An 18874-nucleotide genomic window follows, 5' to 3' on the forward strand; every position below is an offset into this window, starting at 1 on the left:
TACGCCCGCCGATCAGTTCCGTAGTGGTACGAGGACAGTGGCCTGAGGCCCCAGCAGCCGTTCCAGTTGCGCCATCCCCTTGGACGTCTGGCTCTTCACCGTACCGACCGAGATGCCGAGGGCGAGCGCGGTCTCCCGCTCGGACAGGTCGAAGGCGTGCCGCAGGACGACACAGGCCCGCTTGCGGAACGGCAGGGTGCGCAGCGCCTGTTGGACATCGACCACGGCGGGTACGTCCGGCGCTTCGGCGTGGTCGGAGCACTGGGCCCAGAACAGCGTGATGCGGCGGCGCTCGCGGATCGCGCTGCGGATGTGGCTGCGGGCCAGATTGGCCACGACACCCCGGGCGTACGCGGCGGGGTGGTCTGCGGCCCGGACCCGGTCCCAACGGCGCCAGAGCGCGACCAGCGCGTCCGCCGCCAAATCGTCGGCCCCCTCGGCATCACCAGTTAACAGCCGTGCCAGCCGGGCGAGTTCGGCGTAATGACACTCGAAGAACGCACGGAACTCGGCCGCGGCGTCGGTGCGCCCGGCCATCGTTGGGTTCACGGTCCCGTTCACTCACCCCTCCGTCGCGTTCGAGATTTCGACCATCACCCGGCAGGGCGAACATAGGCTAGGTGCACCGCCACTGCCTGGCAAGCGAGCGGCAACCCTCCGGGGCCCGGCGCCCACCTCTGCACAACGGGCCACTCCCGTACCCCCACCCGCACCGCAGGAGGCATCGTGAAGCACCCCGGAACACCCCGCACCACCAGCCACCGGCGCAGACATCGCCGCGCCCTGCTCACCGCCGTCGTGACCGGTGCACTCGCCACGACAGGGCTCGGCGCACTGGCCGGCACCTCGTCCGCCGCCACTGCGCGCCAGGCCGAGAAACTCGACCGCGGCGTGGTCAGCGTCCACACCAACGACGGCAACCTGATCAGCTGGCGCTGGCTCGGCACCGACCCGGACAGCGTCTCCTTCAACGTCTACCGGGCCGGCACCAAGGTCAACTCCGCCCCGATCACCAACTCCACCAACTACTTCCACTCCGGCGCCCCCGAACAGGCCGACTACACCGTCCGCGCGGTCGTCAACGGCACGGAACAGGGCGACTCCGCGCACGCCGTACAGTTCCGCGCCGGGTACAAGGACGTGCCCCTCACACCCCCGGCGGGTGGCACCACTCCGGACGGCGTGGCGTACACCTACGAGGCCAACGACGCGTCGGTGGGCGACCTCGACGGCGACGGCGCGCTGGACTTCGTCCTGAAGTGGCAGCCCACGAACGCCAAGGACAACTCGCAGTCCGGCTACACCGGCAACACGATCGTGGACGGCATCAAACTCGACGGCACCCGGCTGTGGCGCATCGACCTCGGCCGCAACATCCGCTCGGGAGCCCACTACACCCAGTTCCAGGTGTACGACTACGACGGCGACGGCAAGGCCGAGGTCGCCATGAAGACCGCGGACGGCACGGTCGACGGGCAGGGCAAGACGGTCGGCAGTGCGTCCGCCGACCACCGCAACAGCAGTGGCTACGTGCTGTCCGGGCCCGAGTACCTCACCATGTTCAACGGCCGCACCGGCGCCGCGATGGGCACCACCGACTACGTGCCCGCGCGCGGCAACGTCGCGTCCTGGGGCGACAGTTACGGAAACCGTGCGGACCGCTTCCTCGCCGGAACCGCGTACCTGGACGGCTCCCGGCCCTCGCTGATCATGGCACGCGGCTACTACACCCGCAGTGTGATCGCGGCCTGGGACTGGCGGAACGGCGCCTTCACCCGCCGCTGGACCTTCGACACCGACTCCTCCACCAACAAGGGCAAGGGCTACGACGGCCAGGGCTCGCACAGCCTCTCCGTCGGCGACGTGGACGGCGACGGCAGGGACGAGGTGGTGTACGGCTCGATGACGGTGGACGACAACGGCTCCGGGCTGTGGACCGCGAAGACCGGGCACGGCGACGCACAACACCTCGCGGACCTCGACCCCGGCACTCCGGGCCTGGAGTACTTCAAGGTCTCCGAGTCCACAGGGCAGCCCGCCGAGCTGTACCTCGACCCGAAGAACGGCGCCGTCCGCTGGAAGCTCGCCGCCTGCTGCGACAACGGGCGCGGCGTGGCCGGTGACATCTGGTCCGGCAACGCCGGCGCCGAGATGTGGTCGGCCGCCGACACCCAGGTGCGCGACGAGGCGGGCGCCGCCAAGGGCCGCGAGCCGTCCTCGGCCAACTTCCTCAGCTGGTGGGACGGTGACACCACCCGCGAACTCCTCGACGGCACGCGCATCGACAAGTACGGCACGAGCGGTGACACCCGCCTGCTGACCGGTGCGTCGGTGGCCTCGAACAACGGCACCAAGGCGACTCCGGTGCTGTCCGGCGACATCCTCGGCGACTGGCGCGAGGAGGTCGTCTGGCGGACGTCGGACAACCGCAACCTGCGGATCTACTCCACGCCCCACGAGACCGGCACGAAGATCACCACACTGCTGCACGACACCATGTACCGCACCGGCCTGGCCTGGCAGAACTCCGGCTACAACCAACCGCCGCACACCGGCTTCTACTTGGGCAACGGAATGGCAACGCCGCCCCGGCCGCAGATCACCACTCCGTAAGCACATGCGCCGGACCGTCAGGCCAGCCGGATGACGTTCCACGACAGCGGCTCCAGGGTGGCGCGGAGTGTGCCGCCCTGGAGCGTCGTGCCGCTCACCTCGTGCGGCACGACCCGCTCCGGCACGGCGAGGGTGTTGCGGGCCTCCGGGTCCGCGTCGGCCAGCGCACTGTGCCCGGCGAGACGCGTCACCTCCAGCCCGCGCAGCGCCACCTCCAGGGGCAGCGCGGCGTCCTGGCTCCGGTTGACGGCGAAGACGGTGACCGCGCCGGACTCCGGGTCGCGCACGGCGGTGGCGTGCAGCAGCGGCACCTCGCCGTACTTCGCCGTCGCGTACGTGGGCGAGTCCACCCGTACGTCCAGGACCTGGCCGCGGCCGTACCGTGATGCCTGCGCGAACGGGTGGAACGTGGTCTGCCGCCAGGCCGGGCCGCCCGGCTCGGTCAGGATCGGCGCGATCACATTGACGAGCTGAGCGAGGCAGGCGACGGCCACCCGGTCGGCGTGGCGCAGCAGGGCGATCAGCAACGAGCCGAGGACGACGGCGTCGGTGACGCTGTAGTTGTCCTCCAGCAGCCGCGGCGCCTCGGGCCAGTCCGCCGGGTCCGCGGTGGTGGCCTCCCGCTGCGCCCGGGACATGTACCAGACGTTCCACTCGTCGAAGGAGAGGGTGATCCGCTTCTTGGATTTCAGCCGCGCGCCGATGTGGTCGCAGGTCGCCACGGTGTCCTCGATGAAGGACTCCATGTCGACGGCCGAGGCGAGGAACGAGTCCCGGTCCCCGTCCAGTTCTTCGTAGTAGGCATGCAGCGAGACGTGGTCCACCAGGTCGTAGGTCTCCGCGAGCACGGTCGCCTCCCACTCCGCGAAGGTGGGCATGGACCGGCTGGAGGAGCCGCAGGCGACCAGCTCCACGGAGGGGTCGGCCTGCCGCATGGCGCGGGCCGTCTCGGCGGCGAGCCGGGCGTACTCCCCGGCCGTCTTGTGGCCGGTCTGCCAGGGCCCGTCCAGCTCGTTGCCCAGGCACCACAGGCGGATGCCGTACGGGTCCTTGTCGCCGTGCGCGATGCGGAGCTCGGACAGCTCGGTGCCGGCCGGGTGGTTGGCGTACTCCTGGAGTTCCAGCGCCTCGGCCACTCCGCGGGTGCCGAGGTTGAGCGCCATCATGGGCTCGGCCTGCGGGCCCAGCTTCTTCAGGAAGGCGAGGTACTCGGAGAGGCCGAAGCGGTTGGTCTCCGTCGACCGCCAGGCAAGGTCCAGGCGGCGGGGCCGCCGCTCGACGGGGCCGACCGAGTCCTCCCACTTGTAGCCGGAGACGAAGTTGCCGCCGGGGTAGCGGATCGTGGTGACGCCGAGTTCCCGGATCAGGGCCAGCACGTCGGTACGGAGCCCGGCCTCGTCGGCGGCGGGGTGGTCCGGCTCGAAGATGCCGGTGTAGACGCAGCGGCCGAGGTGCTCGACGAAGGCGCCGAAGAGCCGCGGGCCGGCCTCGCCGACGGTGAAGGCGGGGTCGAGGGTGAAGCGGGCCGGACGTGCGGTGCGTGGCATGGCGTCCTTCCGGGGTCCGGGGCGGGGTCCGGGGCGGGGTCCGGGGCGCGGCGCGGTCACCGCAGATCCCGCTCGGGCAGCAGGTGCTGGGCGCGGAGCGCGTCGCGGACCAGGCCCGCGTAGACCGTCGCGCCGTGCTCGGAGGTGTGGGTGTTGTCGCGCGCCTCATTGGTCAGGTACAGCGCCTTGGAGGCCTCCGTCCCCAGTGACTCGACGAGCTGTTTGGTCCGCGCGGTGAGGTCGATCAGCGGTACGTCACGCGCGGCGGCGACCTCCCGGAGCACCGCGGGATGGTCCACGCCCAGGCCGTTGACCAGCAGGGCGGTGGGGTTGTTCAGCGTGCCGTCGGCGTTGAACCAGCGGCGCACGATCGGAGTGACCAGGACGGGGCGGCCGCCACGGGCTCGGATGCGGTCGACCATGGCGGAGAGGTTGCTGCGGTAGGTGGCCTCGTCGGTCTGCTTGTCGTTGTGGGCGAGCTGTACGAGGACGAGGTCGCCGCGTTGGATGCGGGCCTCGACCGTGTCGAAGAGCCGGGGGTCGGCGAGGTACGAGACGGTGCTCTCGCCGGAGTCGGCGTGGTTGGCGACGGCGGCGCCCCGGCGCAGGTACTGCGACAGCTGCTGTCCCCACCCGGCGTACGGTGCGCCCGCCTGGTCGCAGCCGGTCGAGTCGCCGACCAGCAGGACCTTGCGTGCGGAGCGGGCCGGGGCCGGGGTGACGCGGATGCCGGAGAGGGCCGGCGCCGCGCCGCCGAAGGTGAGATCGAGGCCGGGGGTGCCGGTGGCACCGGTCGGCTCGCCCTCGGGCGTGCGGACGTCGACGGTGAAGGACCGGCGGACCGTACGGCCCGCCGCGGTGGCCGTCTCGGGCAGCATCGCGCGGCGGATCTCGGCGGTGACGGAGGTACGCGCCGCCGTCTCTCCGCCGAGTACCACCGACACGTCGTACGTGCCGGGGGCCACGTCGAAGTGGCAGCCGATCCCGGTGGCCCCGGCCGTGCACGGGCCGTGGGGCGCGGCGGCCCGCGCCGGGGCGGCGGTCAGGCCGCCGGCGGCGAAGGCCGCCATCAGGACGCACAGCGCGGTGCGTCTCATCGCGGCTCCCCCAGCAACGCCAGGTTCTCGATGGCGGCGAGGCCATAGAGCGCGGTGTCATTGGTGGACACCCAGGGTGCCTCGCCGCCGGGGACGAGCGCGGTCGGCCCGGACACCTTCTCCGTCTTCCAGGGCGCGCTCTCCGTGTAGCCGTCGGAGCGGAGGAACTTGTCCCACGCGCGCTGGGCGAGCTTCTTGTCGCCCGTACGGTGAGCGGCGTACGCGTCGAGCCGGGAGTGGCCCTGGAAGAGGATCAGGCTGCCGAAGTCCGCGCCGTAACGCGCCTTCTGCTCCGCCTTGGTGGCGTTGAAGTAGCGGCAGTAGTCGAGGTACGCCTCCTCGAACTTCTCGTTGTCGACCAGGTCGATCAGCTCGGCGCACAGCTCGTTGAGGCCGAAGACGGCGGACAGGTGCGACACACTGACCACCGGCTTCTCCGCGACGGCGAACTTCCCGGTGTCCAGGTCGTAGAGTCCGCTGCCCTGCACGAAGCCGTTGGGCTGGGCCGCGATGGTCTCCATCGTGGACAGCACCCGCGCCCTGGCCTTCTGCCACTTGGTTCCGCGCCGCTCCCACTCGGTCAGCCACGCGGAGACCAGCCCGGACCAGTCGGTGCCGAAGCCGATGGAGAGGGCGTGCGGGTCGGGCTTGTAGTCGGAATCGGGGCGGACCTTGCGCTGCGGGTCGAGGACGAGGAACGTCTCGTCGGAGTCGACGTTGGCGTGCATCAGGTCGCCGACCCGTTCGTCGGCGGTGAGGAAGTAGTAGAAGCGGCGGTAGGTGGTGTTGGCGATGCGCTGCTGCTTCGCACTGTCGGCGTAGTGCTGGACGCCGTGCCGGGTGCCGAGTCCGGCCCATTTGCCGAGGTGGTAGACGTCGACCTCGCCGGTGTGCCGGGTCATGGCCTCGGCGAAGCGGAAGATATCGGCGCGCCCGGAGCGCAGATAGGCGTACCAGAGCCAGAGGTCGGGCGAGAGCTCGGAGTTGTCCCAGGCGTAGCCGCCGACGTCGTAGCGCCACTGGTGGCGGGCCGTGTCGTAGAAGTGCATCACGTCGCCGTAGTCCCAGAAGCCGTACCAGCGCCGCTGCTCCACCTGGTCCTTGTAGTAGGTGAAGAGGAAGTCGAGATGGTCCTCGATCCTGGCCTTGGCGGGCGTCGAGCGGTCGGGCTCGGCGTAGAGGCCGGGGCCGAAGACACCGGCGGTGATGAACTGGCGTGGTGGCGGGGCGAGTTGGGGCAGGGTGCGGACGGCTTCGACCTGGCTCGCGAGCGCGTCGGCGGCCGGGGTGGTGTCGTGCGCCCAGAAGAGGAGTTCGCTGGTGCGGGCGATGCCGTACGGCGTGCCGAACTCCGGCTCGTAGTCCTCGTAGGTGATGTTGAGCCCTTCGAGCTGCTCGGCGTAGCTGTCCTGGCCCATGCCGTCGTGGTAGAAGCGCAGGTCCATGGGCGGGGCCTCGGAGGACCAGAGCCAGAGGGTGACCTCGGCCTCCTCCGTCTGCGCCCCGCGGATGTCGAGTCCGGCCGGGTGCTTCTCCCAGAAGTCGCGCAGCCCGAAGGCGAAGCCGCCGCTCGCGCCGCCGACGTAGCCGAAGCCCGAGGCGCGGTGGCCGCCGCCGGCCGGGATCCAGCCGTGGCCCTTCTTGGTGCGCTTGCGCACCGTGAACCCGTCGGCGGAGAGCTGGGAGAGCGTGTAGTCGCCCCACTCGGGGATGAGGTGCAGCCGGCTGGTCACCCGCTGGTCCCAGGTGGCCGGGTCGGGCAGCTTCTTCCCCTCGAACTGGGCGGCCTGCACGGCGGCACCCGGGTCGCGGCGCAGCCCGGTGATGCCCTTGACCGCCTCGCGCAGCAGGCCGGTGCCGTCGCCGCCGATGCGGATGTGCCGGTCGTAGCTCTCGTCGCGCATCGGCACGGTGAAGCGCACGCCGAGTCCGCGGATGAAGTCCCCGCTCGCCTTGCCGGGCTCCTGCGTCCCGTCGTACGTGATCGTGTGGACCATGCGGATGGACTCGGCGCCCGCGTAGAAGTAGAGGCGGACGGAGAACGGCAGCCAGGAGCGGTTGCCGCGGCGGTGCTTGCCGTCGATGCGGACGACCGCGCGGACCGGGCCGTCCTGCTCGACCTCCACCTCGCCGATGGCGCTCTCGAAGCGCTCGTACTTCTCGGTGCCCTGGTCGCCGTCCTCGATCTCGCCCTGGCGCAGCAGCACGAGGCGGCCGTCCTTGGCGATCTCGGTGGCGCCTCTGCGGACGGACTTCACTAGCGTGGCACCGCTCGTGCCGATCCGGGCGGTGATCACGCCGGTATCGACGTCGACGGTGCCGCCCTTGCGGTCGACGGTGACCTTCTTGGCGGGCGCGGTGGGGGCACCGGCCTTGAGCGTGTACTTCTCGGCGGCCGACTGCGGGCCCAGGGCGTGCGCGGTCCACTTCAGGGAGCCGTCGGGCCAGTAGGCGAGCGGCCAGGTCTGGACGGGTACGGCCTTGCCGCCGCCGTCGGTGAGGGTGAATTCCTGGTCCGCCTCGTACGCGCCCTTGGGCCAGGGCACGCCGAGGGTCGAGCCCGGCGCCGCGCCCAGGCCGCCGTCCTCCAGCCAGGTCAGCTCGACGGGGCCGCCGGCGGCACGCTTGCCGGGCCCGTCGGCGGCGGCCGCCGGCGCGCTGCCGAGGGACCAGCTGAAGTGGGCGACGGCACCGGCGGCCGCGGCCGCCTTCAGAAGGGATCTGCGGGGGATCGGAGACATCGTTGTTCCTTTCCGTTCGCTAGTCGAGAGCAGTTGTGGCGTGGCCCGCCGCGGTCCGGCGCCGCCCGTACCGCTCCTCCACGGCGAGCGCCGCCGCGGCGAGGGCGCCGAGTACCGGGATCGCCAGCGGCGGGCTGAACCAGGCGGAGACGGCGACCACGGCCACCCCGCCCACCAGCAGGAAGGACCCGGCAGGGTCGAGGACCGTGCGCCGGCCGGCGGCAGCGAGCAGCGCCCGCCAGGACGCCCCGGGCTCCCAGACCGCGGCCGCCCGCAGCCCCGCCACGGCGGCCCCGCACAGCGCGAGGAGACCGGCCGCGCCCACCAGCGGGCCCCCGGGCAGTCCGTTGCGTACCGCCTCCAGGTCCAGCCACGCCAGCCAGCAGGCCACCCAGCCGCCGGCACCGACGGCCCAGCCCGTGCGGGCGGCCGCCCGTACATCCGCCGCGAACTGCCGGAAGCCGGCGGGCCGATGGCTCGTGTACCGCCGCAGATGGCGGGCCCCCGCCGCGAACGCCGCCGGGTAGGTGACCAGCGGCAACGCGGCCAGGCCGATCCACACACCGGTCAGCAGAACCTCGGCGAAGAGCCCGAACCGCTCCCGGAAACGGGACTCCGTCACGGTCAGCCCTTCAGTCCGGACGTGGCCATGCCGTCGATCAGGTACCGCTGGAAGGCGAGGAAGAAGGCCAGCACGGGCAGCAGCGCCACCAGCGCCATCGCGATCATGCCGCCGTAGTTGGCCACGCTCTCCTGGTCCCGGAACATCATCATCCCGAGCGAAACGGTGTACTTGCCCGGCTCGTTGAGGTAGATCAGCGGGCCCATGAAGTCGTTCCAGGCGTTGATGAACGTGAAGATCGCGCTGGTGATGAGGGCCGGGCGGCACAGCGGCAGCACGACGGACCAGTAGATCCGCAGGTGCCCGCAGCCGTCGAGGCGGGCGGCCTCGTCCAGCTCGCGCGGCAGGTTGCGCATGAACTGCACCATCAGGAAGACGAAGAACGCCTCGGTGGCCAGGAACTTCCCGATGAGCAGCGGCACATAAGTGTTGATCAGTTCCAGCTTCTGGAACATCACGTACTGCGGGATCAGCAGCACGTGGTACGGCAGCAGCAGCGTGCCGATCATCAGCGTGAACATCAGCTTCCGCCCGGCGAACCGGATCTTGGCGAACGCGTACGCCGTCAGCGAGGCGGAGACGAGCACACCGACGACGGAACCCACCGCGTAGAACAGCGAGTTGCCGAAGAACGTGGCGATCGGGATGTCGGCGATCCCGTCGGCCAGCCCGCGGAAGTTGTCCAGGACGGGGCGGACCGGGAACAGCTCCAGACTGCCGACGATCTCGCGGCTGGGCTTGAACGCGGCTCCGATGACCCACACCACCGGGTAGAGGACGACCGCGAGGACGACCAGGGCACCGAGGTGCCAGGCGACGCCGGCGCGCCGGCGGGACGTACCGAGGACGCTCACCGGGCTGCCTCCTCGTAGTGGACCCACCGCTTCTGGGACCAGAACAGCACCGCCGTCACCAGTGCCACGGCGAGCAGCAGCATCCAGGCCATCGCGGAGGCGAATCCCATTTGAGCCTCCTTGAAGCCCTTCTGGTAGAGGTAACAGGTGTAGACAAGGGCCGAATCGGCGGGCCCGCAGGTCGCGTTGGAGACCACGTACGCCGAGCCGAAGATCTGGAAGGCGTGGATGGTCTCCAGCAGGACGTTGAAGAACAGCACCGGGGAGATCATCGGCAGGGTGACGCTCCAGAACCGCCGCAGCGGTCCCGCGCCGTCCACCGCCGCCGCCTCGTACAGCTCGCGCGGCACCTGCTTGAGCCCGGCCAGGAAGATGACCATCGGCGCGCCGAACTGCCACACGGTGAGCGCGGCCAGACTGTAGAGCACCCACTCCGGGTCGCCGACCCAGCCGCCCACGTGGAAGCCGAGGAACGACTGCGCACGGTCGACGATCGCGCCGTCGGAGAAGAGCGCGCGCCAGACGAAGCCGACGGTGACGCTCGCGCCGATGAGCGAGGGGGCGTAGAAGGCGGCCCGGTAGAAGCCCTGGCCGCGCCCGTTCCGGGCGAGCAGCAGGGCCACACCGAGTGCCAGCAGCAGCTTCAGCGGCGTGCCGATGATGACGTACTTGGCGGTGACCTCGACCGACTTCTGCCACCGCGGGTCGGCGAACATCTGGGTGAAGTTGTCCAGGCCGATCCACGTGGGCGTGTTGAAGAGGTTGTAGTCGGTGAAGGCGAAGTAGAGGGAGGCGATCATCGGGCCCGCGGTGAGCAGCAGGAACCCGGCGATCCACGGGGACATGAAGAGATAGCCCGCGAGATTGTCGCGGCGGTCGCGCCGCCGCAGGGCGACGGGGGTGACGGCGCGTCGCGTACGGACGCGGCCGGGCGGGGCCTTGACGAGGGTCACTGCGCGTTCCCCCTCAGCCGGCCAGGGCGGACTTCGCCTCGGCGAAGAACTGCCGCACGGCGTCGGGGGCCTTCGTCTTCCCCACGCCGAGGTCCGTGCCGATCCGCAGGAACGCGGCCTCGACGGTGTCGGCGCCCGCCGGGTGCGGGGTGACCGGCCCGAAGACCCCGGCCGCCGCGGTCTTCTCCTCGTACGCGGCGATCGCCTTGTTCACCGGATCGCTCGGCCGGAAGGCCTTGTACTGCGCCTCGGTCGCGAGGATGCCTCGGTCGTACCCCATGATCTTGCCGACCTCGGGGTCGTGCACCATGAAGTCGATGAACCGGGCGACCTGCTGCGGGTACTTGGTGCGCGCCGATGCGCTCAGCATCAGGGACGAGAGGTACTGCCCGGTCTTCTCGCCGTCGGTGGTCGGCACCGGCGCGAGCCCGTACGTGCTGTCGCCCTCCGAGTCGTACCGGACGGAGAAGTTGTCCCAGGTGAACTCGGAGGCCGCCAGGCCGTCGGAGACCGCCGACTTGGGCGCGATCTGCACGACCTTCTTGGGGTCGGCGACCAGCCCGGACCGCACCGCGGCGTAGCCGTCCGCCCACCATTCCCGCAGGTCGGCCTCGTCGAAGCCGAGGCCGTTCTCGGTGAAGAACGCCTTGCCCTGCTGCCGGAGGTAGAGGTCGTAGAGGTACATGACGCCGTAGTAGCCGCTGTCACCGGCGCGGTTCTGGGTGTCGCGGATCTTCTTCAGCGCGGCGAAGTACTGGTCCCAGGTCCAGCCCTGTTTCGGAGTGACGCCGGCCTTCGCGAAGGCCTTCTCGTCGATGACGAGGGACATCGTGTTGGAGCCGACCGGCACGCCGAGCAGCTTGCCGTCGACCTCGCCGACCTTCTCCAGGCCCGACCGGAAGCCCGTCATCTTCAGGTGGCCCGCGTCGACCTGCTGCTTGAGGTCGAGCAGCACGCCCCGCTTGTCGTACTTCCGCAGGAAGGCGATGGCGCACTGGAACACGTCCGGCGGGTTGCCGCCCGCGGCCTGGGTCTGGAACTTTTCCCAGAAGGCCACGTAGTCCTGGAAGTCCGTCTTGACCTTGATCTTGGGGTGCTTCTTCTCGAAAAGCTCGATGCTCTGGTTGATCCGCTTGGCCCGGTCGTCGGCGCCCCACCATGCGTACCGGATCGTGACGGTACCGTCCGCCGATCCCCCGCCGGTGCCGCAGCCGGCCGCCGTCAGACCCAGGGCGGCCACCGAGCCACCCGTGATCTTGAGCAGGCCGCGCCGGTCAACTCTCCCACTGGCACGCACAGTCCGTCCTCCGCACAACCGTTGAATCGTTCAAGGAAAGCGCTTGCTGCACAAGGTAGAGACGGGCAGGTACCGGGTCAACGGATCGGACCGAATTGAGAAGCTGCACCACTCGGCGGAATCCCGTGCAGGATGAATCGATTCACAGCCCCGAGTACGCACTGTCCCGGACCGCCGCGCAGCCGATAAGACTCCTCCATGGACTCCACCCACACTTCCGGCAGCGCCGCCTTTCCCCGCCAATTCGCCCGCACCCGCCGCTTCTCACTGGGCGTGCCACGGAACTTCACCGTCTCCCCCGACGGAGAGCGCGTCCTGTTCACCCGTACCGGAGGCGGCCGGGATCCGATCGGCCGGCTCTGGCTGCTGGCGGACGGCGCCGAGCGGCTCCTCGCCGACCCGACAGCGCTGGTGGGCGGCGGGGGCGAGGTGCCGGAGGAGGAACGGCTGCGCCGGGAGCGGGCCCGCGAGCGCTCCGCCGGTGTGGTGGCGTACGCGACCGACCGCGCGGCGCGCCTCGCGGTCTTCGCGCTGGGTGGCGCGCTGTGGGCGGTACGCACGGACGGCGGTGAGCCCTTCCCGGTACCGGCAGCGGGGCCCGTCTTCGACCCGCGCCCTTCCCCTGACGGCCGCCACATCGCCTATGTGACGGGCCGTTCGCTGCACATCGTGGAGGTACCGGACGCGGGTGCGGGCGCGGCCGGCCGGGACCGGCAACTGGCCGCCGCCGAGGGCCCCGAGATCACTTACGGCCTCGCCGAGTACACCGCCGCTGAGTCCATGGGCCGGCTGCGCGGCCACTGGTGGTCGCCGGACGGCGACCGGCTGCTCGTCGCGCGGGTGGACACCACGCGCGTCCACCGGCGCTGGATCAGCGACCCGGCACACCCCGACCGGCCGCCGCGTGCGATCCGGTACCCGCTGACGGGCACGGACAACGCGGACGTGAGCCTGTGGGTGTACGGCCTGGACGGCAGCCGTACGGAGGTGGTGTGGGACCGGGTGGCGTACGAGTACCTGGCCACCGTCGGCTGGGACGCGCACGGCCCGCTCATCGGGGTGCAGTCCCGGAACCAGCGCTCGCTGCGCACCCTCGCCGTGGACCCGGACACCGGCGCGACCTCGCTCCTCGACGAGCGGACCGACCCGGCCTGGGTGGAGCTGGTGCCCGGCACGCCCGCCAGGACCGCGTCCGGCGCGCTGGTGCTCACCCATGACGTGGCCGGCACCCGGCACCTCGCGGTCGGCGGCAAGGCGGTCACGCCGGCCGGTCTGCAAGTGCGCGGCGTGCTGGGTACCGAGGGCGATCGGGTGTACTTCACCGCCTCCGACGACCCCGTGGAGACGCATGTGTGGTGCCACGACCCGGAAGCGGACGCACCGGTGCGGCTGAGCGAGGGGCCCGGTACGCACGGGGCCGTGGTCGGGGGCGGCACGGCGGTGTTCCATGGGGTGACGCCGGAGGGGCCGTACGCGGAGGTCCGCGGGGAGGGCGGGGTCGCGACACCTGCCCCGACCGCCATTGCCTGTTTGGCAGAAGCCCCGGTCGTCACCCCTCGTCCGCGCCATCTCCTGCTCGGCAAACGCCAGTTGCGTGCCGCGCTGTACCTGCCCTCGTGGTACGAGCCCGGTACGGGGCCGCTGCCCGTACTGCTCGACCCGTACGCCGGGCCCGGCATGCAGCTCGCGGTCGCCGCGCGCGGCTGGACCGCCTGCGTCTCGCAGTGGTTCGCCGAGCAGGGCTTCGCCGTGCTGGTCGCCGACGGGCGCGGCACACCGGGGCGCGGCCCGGAGTGGGAGAAGGCGGTCCACGGCGACCAGCTCACGCCCGCCCTGGAGGACCAGGTCGACGCGCTGCACGCCGCCGCCGAGCAGGTCCCGGACCTCGACCTGGACCGGGTGGCGATCCGCGGCTGGTCCTTCAGCGGGTTCCTGGCCGCCGCCGCGGTACTGCTCCGCCCGGAGGTCTTCCACGCGGCGGTGGCCGGCGCCGCGCCGACCGACCAGCGGCTGTACGACACGCACTGGAAGGAGCGTTTCCTCGGCCACCCCGACGAGCAGCCGCAGAACTACGAGCGGTCCTCGCTGACCGGCCGGGGCCATCTGCTGCGCCGCCCGCTGCTGCTGATCCACGGCCTCGCGGACGACAACGTCACGGTCGCCAACATGCTGCGGTTCTCGGCCGAACTGCTCGCCGCCGGCCGCCCGCACACGGTCCTGCCACTGCCCGGCGCCACCCACGCCCCCGCCGACGACCAGGTCAACGAGAACCTCCTCCTGTTCCAGCGCGACTTCCTCCTGGACGCGCTCGGTCTTGGCCGGAACCCCGCCGGAACCCGGCCGCCCGGTCCGGCGCCCGTGCGCGGCGCTTGAGCGGCGGTCGCGCGCACTGAAAGGGTGCGGCGCGTGGAACTGCGCCATCTCACCGGATTCGTGGCCGTCGCCGAGGAACTGCACTTCGGCCGGGCCGCGGAACGCCTGCACATCGCCCAGTCCCCGCTCAGCCAGCAGATCCGGCTGCTGGAGCGGGACCTGGGCGCCGCCCTCTTCGACCGCACCACCCGCTCGGTACGGCTCACCGCGGCCGGCCAGGCCCTGCTGGAGCCGGCCCGCAACCTCCTCGCCGACGCGGCCGCCGTGCGCCGTACGGTCCAGTCGGTCAGCCTCGGCGAGGCGGGCCGGGTCACCGTGGGCTACGCGGGCGCCAGCAGCTACGCGGCGCTGCCTCCGCTGGCCCGCGCGGTCACCTCCGAATACCCCGGTATCGAGCTGTCGTTGCAGGGCCAGGTCTACTCGGGCGAGGCGCTCGGCCGGATCACCGACGGCACCCTGGACCTCGGCTTCGTCTCGCTCCCCGTGCGGCGCGGCATCGTCTCCCGGGTCGTCCGCGTCGAGCGGCTGGTCCTGGCGCTGCCGGACACCCATCCGCTGGCCGCGCGGGAGGCGGTCGACGTCGCCGCGCTGGCGCGGGAGCGCTTCGTGACCTTCCCCGCCGCGCGCGGCTCGGCGGTGCGGGACGCGCTGGTGCACGCCTGTCACGCCGCCGGCTTCTCACCGCGCGTCGCCCAGGAGGCGCCGGACTCCTACAACCTGCTGGCGCTGGTCGGGGCCGGGGTGGGCGTGGCGCTGGTGGTGGAGTCGGCGCGCAACATCCGACTGGAGCACGTGGTCTTCCGCCCGCTGGCGGGCGAGGTGGCCCCGCTGCCGATCGCCCTCGCCTGGCGCGCGGGCAACGAGTCGGCGGCGCTGCACAACGTGCTGAAGGTCGCGGAGCGGGTGCTGCCCACGCCGGCGGAGTACGAGCCGTAACGCCGGGCACGGACGTGCCGTACGCGCGTGTCCTGGAGCCGGGCTTCGAAGCCTGCTGGTGGCGGGCGATTGTCCTCGATCACGTCTCAATGGGGTCGCGAATACATCTTGGACAGCGCTCACCGGCTCCTGCGAAGGTGATCGGCGTCTCGTCATGCCGCGCGGATCACTTCAAGGCACCTGGAGACCCGTATGCCGAACTTCGCCGACCAGGACCCCGCCCTGCGCCCGCTCCTGGACCGGGTACTGTCCGCCGACGACCGCGCCCGTATCGAACCGCTACTCACGGAGCTCGGGGCGCTCGCCGCCGGTGAGATCGACCGGCAGGCGGCGCTCGCCGACGCCAATCCGCCCCGGCTGCGCTCCTACGCACCCGACGGCGAACGCATCGACGAGATCGAGTACCACCCCGCCCACGACCGGCTGGCGGAGATCGCGTACGAGTGCTTCGGCCTCGCCGCGATGTCGCACCGCCCCGGCGTCCACGGCCACCCGGCGCGCACCCCGCACACCGTCAAGTACGCACTGTCCTACCTCTATGTGCAGTCCGAGTTCGGCATGGCCTGCCCGCTGTCCATGACCGACTCCGCCGCGCGCGTGCTGCGTCTCTTCGACCCCGAGCGGTACGCCGCCGAGATCGCCGCGCTCACCTCCACCGATCCCGCGACGCGCGCCACTGGCGCGATGTTCATGACCGAGAAGCAGGGCGGCACGGATGTCGGGCGCACCGAGACCGTGGCCAGTGACCGGGGAACGCACTGGACGCTCACCGGACGGAAGTGGTTCGCCTCCAACCCCGGCGCCGACATCGTCCTCACGCTCGCGCGCGTGCCGGGGCAGGGCGAGGGCACGCGCGGCCTCGGCATGTTCCTGGTGCCGCGGCTGCGCCCGGACGGCACCCGTAACGCGGTCCGCATCGACCGCCTCAAGGACAAGCTCGGCTCGCGCTCCATCGCCAGCGGCGAGGTCACGCTGGACGGCGCGTACGCCACCCCGGTCGGCGACCTCACCCGCGGCTTCCGGCAGATGGCCGAGATGCTCAACGTCTCCCGGCTGTCCAACGCGATGCGCTCCGCCGCCCTGATGCGCCGCGCGGTCCGCGAATCGGTCGCCCACGCCCGGGAGCGGGTGGTCTTCGGTACGCCGCTGTTCGAGCAGCCCCTGATGCGCGCGACGCTGCTGCCGATGATCCTCGACGCGGAGGCTTCACTCGCCCTGGTCCTGGAGGCCGCGGCCCGGCTGGACGAGGCCGACGCGGGCGACGCGGCCGCCCGGGACCTCGTACGCGTCCTCACGCCGCTCGCCAAGTACACGGTCTGCAAGCGCGCCCGTACCGTCACGGGCGAGGCGATGGAGATCCGCGGCGGCAACGGCTACATCGAGGACTGGGTGAACCCCCGGCTGCTGCGCGACGCCCACCTCGGCTCCATCTGGGAGGGCTCGTCCAACGTGATCGCCCTGGACGTGCTCCGCTGCCTGCGCCGCTACGCCGCGCACCACACTCTTGCGCGGGCGTACGGGGAGCGGGCACGCGCCCTGTCCCTGCCCGCCGGGAAGCGGCTGGCGGTCCGCTGGGAGGAGCTGGCGGCCCGCGGCGACCGGCTGCTCGCGGGCCCGGCGGCGGAGCAGGAGATGCGCGCCGGGCGGTACGCGGAGGAGCTGACCCGCACCGTGATGGCGACGCTGCTGCTGGAACAGGCGGCGTACGAGTGCACGGCGCCCGTGCCGAACGGGCGGGCCCTGCTGGCCGCGCACGTCTACCTCGCGCTGCTCACCGACCCGGAGGCGCTGCCGCGCACCGCCCTTGCCCATCTGGCCGCGTTGGCGGAGGGCGGCTCGGTACCGATCGCTGTCGCCGAGGCGGATGTCTAGGAGGGCGGCGGACAGGCGGGCACGACCACCCTTTCGGCCGACGCTTTGAACACCGGAGGCCGCCGGTCCGTATGGAACCTTCACAAGACAGAAGGACAAACCGGGACCGGGACCTCTGGAGTCACCATGAGCTCACCATCACAGGAACGTGCCGGCGCCGCCCGGCGCACGGTCGTCGCCGCGGCGGGCGCGGCGGGCCTGACCGCGGCGCTCGCCGCGTGCGGGGGCGACGGGGGTGGCGGGGGTGGCGGATACGGCTCGCCATCGTCCGCGTCGGGCTCGCCGTCTTCCGGCGGTTCCCCGTCGTCCGAGAGCGGTGCCACCGGCGGGGGCGCCAAGGCGCTGGCCAAGACCTCGGAGATCCCCGCCGGCGGCGGGAAGATCTTCAAGGCGCAGAAGGTCGTGGTGACCCAGCCCGAGAAGGGCGATTTCAAGGCGTTCTCGGCGATCTGCCGGCACGCGGGCTGCCTCGTGGCCGACGTCAGCGACGGCACGATCAACTGCCGCTGCCACGGCAGCAAGTACGCCATCGCGGACGGCAGCGTGCGGCACGGCCCGGCGACCAAGGGCCTGCCGGCCGTACCGCTGAAGGTCCGGGGCGGCGAGATCGAACTGTCCTGAGCCCCCGCTCTTCAAAACTCCCCTCACCGCACCCGCGGCGACCGCTTCCAGCAGGTCAGTACCGCGTCCGTGGAGGTGACGGTGGCGACCAGGGCGAGCGTGTTCCGCACCATCGCCGGGGTGTACTCGGCCGGCACCCCGGCGATGGCATCGGCGGGCACCACCGCCGTGTAGCCGAGGTTGACCGCGTCGAAGACCGCGTTCGGTATCGCCACGTTCGCCGAGACGCCGACGATCACCACGTTGCGGACGCCGAGGTTGCGCAGCAGCGCGTCCACCTCCGTACCGGCGATCGGCGACAGCCCGTGCAGCCGCCGGACGACCAGGTCGTTCTCGGACACCGGTATCGGGTCGGCGATCCGTACCGCGGTCGTCCCCGTGAGCTGCTGTACGGGCAGTTGCCCGGCCGCGCGGAAGAGGCGGGCGTTGCGGCTGGAGCCGCGGCCGTCGGGGCGGCGCTCGGCGACCGCGTGCAGGACCTGAACGCCGGCCTCGTGCGCGGCGGCGGTCAGCCGCGCCACCCTGGCCAGCGCGCCGGACGTACGGGCGGCCTCGGCCAGTTCGGGCAGCGCGCTGTCCGCGCCGACGACACCGTTCTGGCACTCGACGGTGAGCAGCGCGGTGATGGCGGGGTCGAGCTGCTCGACGAGGTGCGCGACTTGGGATTCCGTGGGCATGGGGGAACCTCCTGGGATGACCCTGGGACGGGGCTTGGGAGCGGAGCCTGGGGTGGGGCCTGGTGGGCGGTCGTGGGGTGGTCCGGGTCCATTGCGTTCGTAGGGACGCTCCGGGCGTCCATTGCGTTCGTCGGGCGGAAGGCTCATGATTCCTGACACCTGGTCAGGTGGCCAGGGAGCGACCGGGGAGGTGGCCGCGGATGGCGGCAGCGGCAGGGCAGCGCAGGGGACGCCGGATCATGATGAGCCCGGAGGAGTTGGACGCCTTTCTGGCACGGCAGCGGACCTGCCGGATCGCCACGGTCGGGCCGGACGGCGCACCGCACGTCGGGGCGCTGTGGTTCGTCTGGGACGGCACCGCAATGTGGCTGTACTCCCTCACCCGCAGCCGACGTTGGGCCCACCTCGTGAAGGACCAGCGGGTGGCGGTCGTGGTCGACGACGGCCACGAGTACGGCGAACTGCGCGGCGCCGAACTGTCGGGCAGCGTGGCGTTCGTCGGCGAGGCACCGCGGCGCGGCGAGCCCTGCCCGGAGCTCGCGGCGCCCGAAGAGCTCTTCGCGGCGAAGTACTTCGGCCTGGAGACGATGCCGCACGACGGCCGGCACGCCTGGCTGCGGCTCACACCGGACGCGGTGGCCTCCTGGGACTTCCGCAAGATCCCGGGTTAG

At 71.6% G+C, this 18874-nt stretch carries 15 protein-coding genes; 6 read left to right on the top strand and 9 right to left on the bottom strand.

The features are described 5' to 3' along the window. Nucleotides 1–12: 12 nt before the first annotated feature. Entirely contained in the window at nt 13–537 is a 525-nt protein-coding gene (locus tag IF04_RS0127990; protein WP_030263796.1) for a SigE family RNA polymerase sigma factor, read from the bottom strand. A gap of 189 nt (nt 538–726) precedes the next feature. On the opposite strand from IF04_RS0127990, the gene IF04_RS0127995 reads away from it, so the two are divergent. After that, complete coding sequence (locus tag IF04_RS0127995; protein WP_030263800.1) at nt 727–2613, top strand: rhamnogalacturonan lyase; 1887 nt, start codon at nt 727–729, stop codon at nt 2611–2613. Between the two features lie 17 nt (nt 2614–2630). Here the strand turns inward: IF04_RS0127995 and arfA are convergent, their stop codons facing one another. The 7 genes from arfA to IF04_RS0128030 are packed head-to-tail and all read right to left on the bottom strand — an operon-like array spanning nt 2631 to nt 11724. Beyond that, nucleotides 2631–4160 (bottom strand): arabinosylfuranosidase ArfA, encoded by a 1530-nt coding sequence (gene arfA, locus IF04_RS0128000; RefSeq protein WP_030263802.1) that lies wholly within the window; start codon nt 4158–4160, stop codon nt 2631–2633. 56 nt (nt 4161–4216) lie between these two features. Continuing rightward, entirely contained in the window at nt 4217–5257 is a 1041-nt protein-coding gene (locus IF04_RS0128005) for a rhamnogalacturonan acetylesterase (RefSeq protein ID WP_030263805.1), read from the bottom strand. Further along, on the bottom strand, nt 5254–7998 hold the full coding sequence (locus IF04_RS0128010; RefSeq protein WP_030263809.1) for an exo-rhamnogalacturonan lyase family protein: 2745 nt from the start codon (nt 7996–7998) through the stop codon (nt 5254–5256). The genes IF04_RS0128005 and IF04_RS0128010 overlap by 4 nt, the downstream gene beginning before the upstream one ends. A gap of 19 nt (nt 7999–8017) precedes the next feature. After that, a complete protein-coding gene (locus tag IF04_RS0128015) occupies nt 8018–8620 on the bottom strand; it encodes a hypothetical protein (protein ID WP_245654532.1) in 603 nt (200 codons plus the stop codon). 2 nt (nt 8621–8622) lie between these two features. Beyond that, nucleotides 8623–9474: a carbohydrate ABC transporter permease gene (locus IF04_RS0128020; RefSeq protein WP_051831629.1), complete on the bottom strand. Its 852-nt coding sequence runs from the start codon at nt 9472–9474 to the stop codon at nt 8623–8625. Then, the gene (locus IF04_RS0128025; protein ID WP_030263818.1) at nt 9471–10427 is read right to left on the bottom strand and encodes a carbohydrate ABC transporter permease; all 957 of its coding nucleotides are present in this window, start codon (nt 10425–10427) and stop codon (nt 9471–9473) included. Before IF04_RS0128025 ends, IF04_RS0128020 begins: the two co-directional genes overlap by 4 nt. A 13-nt stretch (nt 10428–10440) precedes the next feature. Further along, complete coding sequence (locus IF04_RS0128030) at nt 10441–11724, bottom strand: extracellular solute-binding protein (protein ID WP_030263821.1); 1284 nt, start codon at nt 11722–11724, stop codon at nt 10441–10443. 198 nt (nt 11725–11922) lie between these two features. On the opposite strand from IF04_RS0128030, the gene IF04_RS0128035 reads away from it, so the two are divergent. The 4 genes from IF04_RS0128035 (at nt 11923) to IF04_RS0128050 (ending at nt 17526) form a co-directional block, all read left to right on the top strand. After that, on the top strand, nt 11923–14097 hold the full coding sequence (locus IF04_RS0128035) for a S9 family peptidase (protein ID WP_051831630.1): 2175 nt from the start codon (nt 11923–11925) through the stop codon (nt 14095–14097). A gap of 33 nt (nt 14098–14130) precedes the next feature. Beyond that, entirely contained in the window at nt 14131–15033 is a 903-nt protein-coding gene (locus IF04_RS0128040) for a LysR family transcriptional regulator (protein WP_030263828.1), read from the top strand. Nucleotides 15034–15225: 192 nt separating this feature from the next. Continuing rightward, nucleotides 15226–16905, top strand: a complete 1680-nt coding sequence (locus IF04_RS0128045) for an acyl-CoA dehydrogenase family protein (RefSeq protein WP_030263830.1) — start codon at nt 15226–15228, stop codon at nt 16903–16905. A 126-nt stretch (nt 16906–17031) separates the two neighbouring features. Beyond that, entirely contained in the window at nt 17032–17526 is a 495-nt protein-coding gene (locus IF04_RS0128050; RefSeq protein ID WP_030263833.1) for a Rieske (2Fe-2S) protein, read from the top strand. A gap of 23 nt (nt 17527–17549) precedes the next feature. Here the strand turns inward: IF04_RS0128050 and IF04_RS0128055 are convergent, their stop codons facing one another. Next, nucleotides 17550–18203 (bottom strand): cysteine hydrolase family protein, encoded by a 654-nt coding sequence (locus IF04_RS0128055; RefSeq protein ID WP_030263836.1) that lies wholly within the window; start codon nt 18201–18203, stop codon nt 17550–17552. A 200-nt stretch (nt 18204–18403) separates the two neighbouring features. Here IF04_RS0128055 and IF04_RS0128060 point away from each other — a divergent pair, with 200 nt between their 5' ends. Next, complete coding sequence (locus IF04_RS0128060; protein ID WP_030263838.1) at nt 18404–18874, top strand: pyridoxamine 5'-phosphate oxidase family protein; 471 nt, start codon at nt 18404–18406, stop codon at nt 18872–18874.

Source organism: Streptomyces violens (genome assembly GCF_000717745.1).
GTDB lineage: Bacteria > Actinomycetota > Actinomycetes > Streptomycetales > Streptomycetaceae > Streptomyces > Streptomyces violens.

Coding starts and splice junctions, on each gene's coding strand:
- IF04_RS0128010 (WP_030263809.1), bottom strand. CDS start 7,998: ATGTCTCCGATCCCCCGCAGATCCCTTCTGAAGGCGGCCGCGGCCGCC.
- IF04_RS0128050 (WP_030263833.1), top strand. CDS start 17,032: ATGAGCTCACCATCACAGGAACGTGCCGGCGCCGCCCGGCGCACGGTC.
- IF04_RS0128055 (WP_030263836.1), bottom strand. CDS start 18,203: ATGCCCACGGAATCCCAAGTCGCGCACCTCGTCGAGCAGCTCGACCCC.
- IF04_RS0128035 (WP_051831630.1), top strand. CDS start 11,923: ATGGACTCCACCCACACTTCCGGCAGCGCCGCCTTTCCCCGCCAATTC.
- IF04_RS0128005 (WP_030263805.1), bottom strand. CDS start 5,257: ATGAGACGCACCGCGCTGTGCGTCCTGATGGCGGCCTTCGCCGCCGGC.
- IF04_RS0128045 (WP_030263830.1), top strand. CDS start 15,226: ATGCCGAACTTCGCCGACCAGGACCCCGCCCTGCGCCCGCTCCTGGAC.
- IF04_RS0127990 (WP_030263796.1), bottom strand. CDS start 537: ATGGCCGGGCGCACCGACGCCGCGGCCGAGTTCCGTGCGTTCTTCGAG.
- arfA (WP_030263802.1), bottom strand. CDS start 4,160: ATGCCACGCACCGCACGTCCGGCCCGCTTCACCCTCGACCCCGCCTTC.
- IF04_RS0128060 (WP_030263838.1), top strand. CDS start 18,404: ATGGCGGCAGCGGCAGGGCAGCGCAGGGGACGCCGGATCATGATGAGC.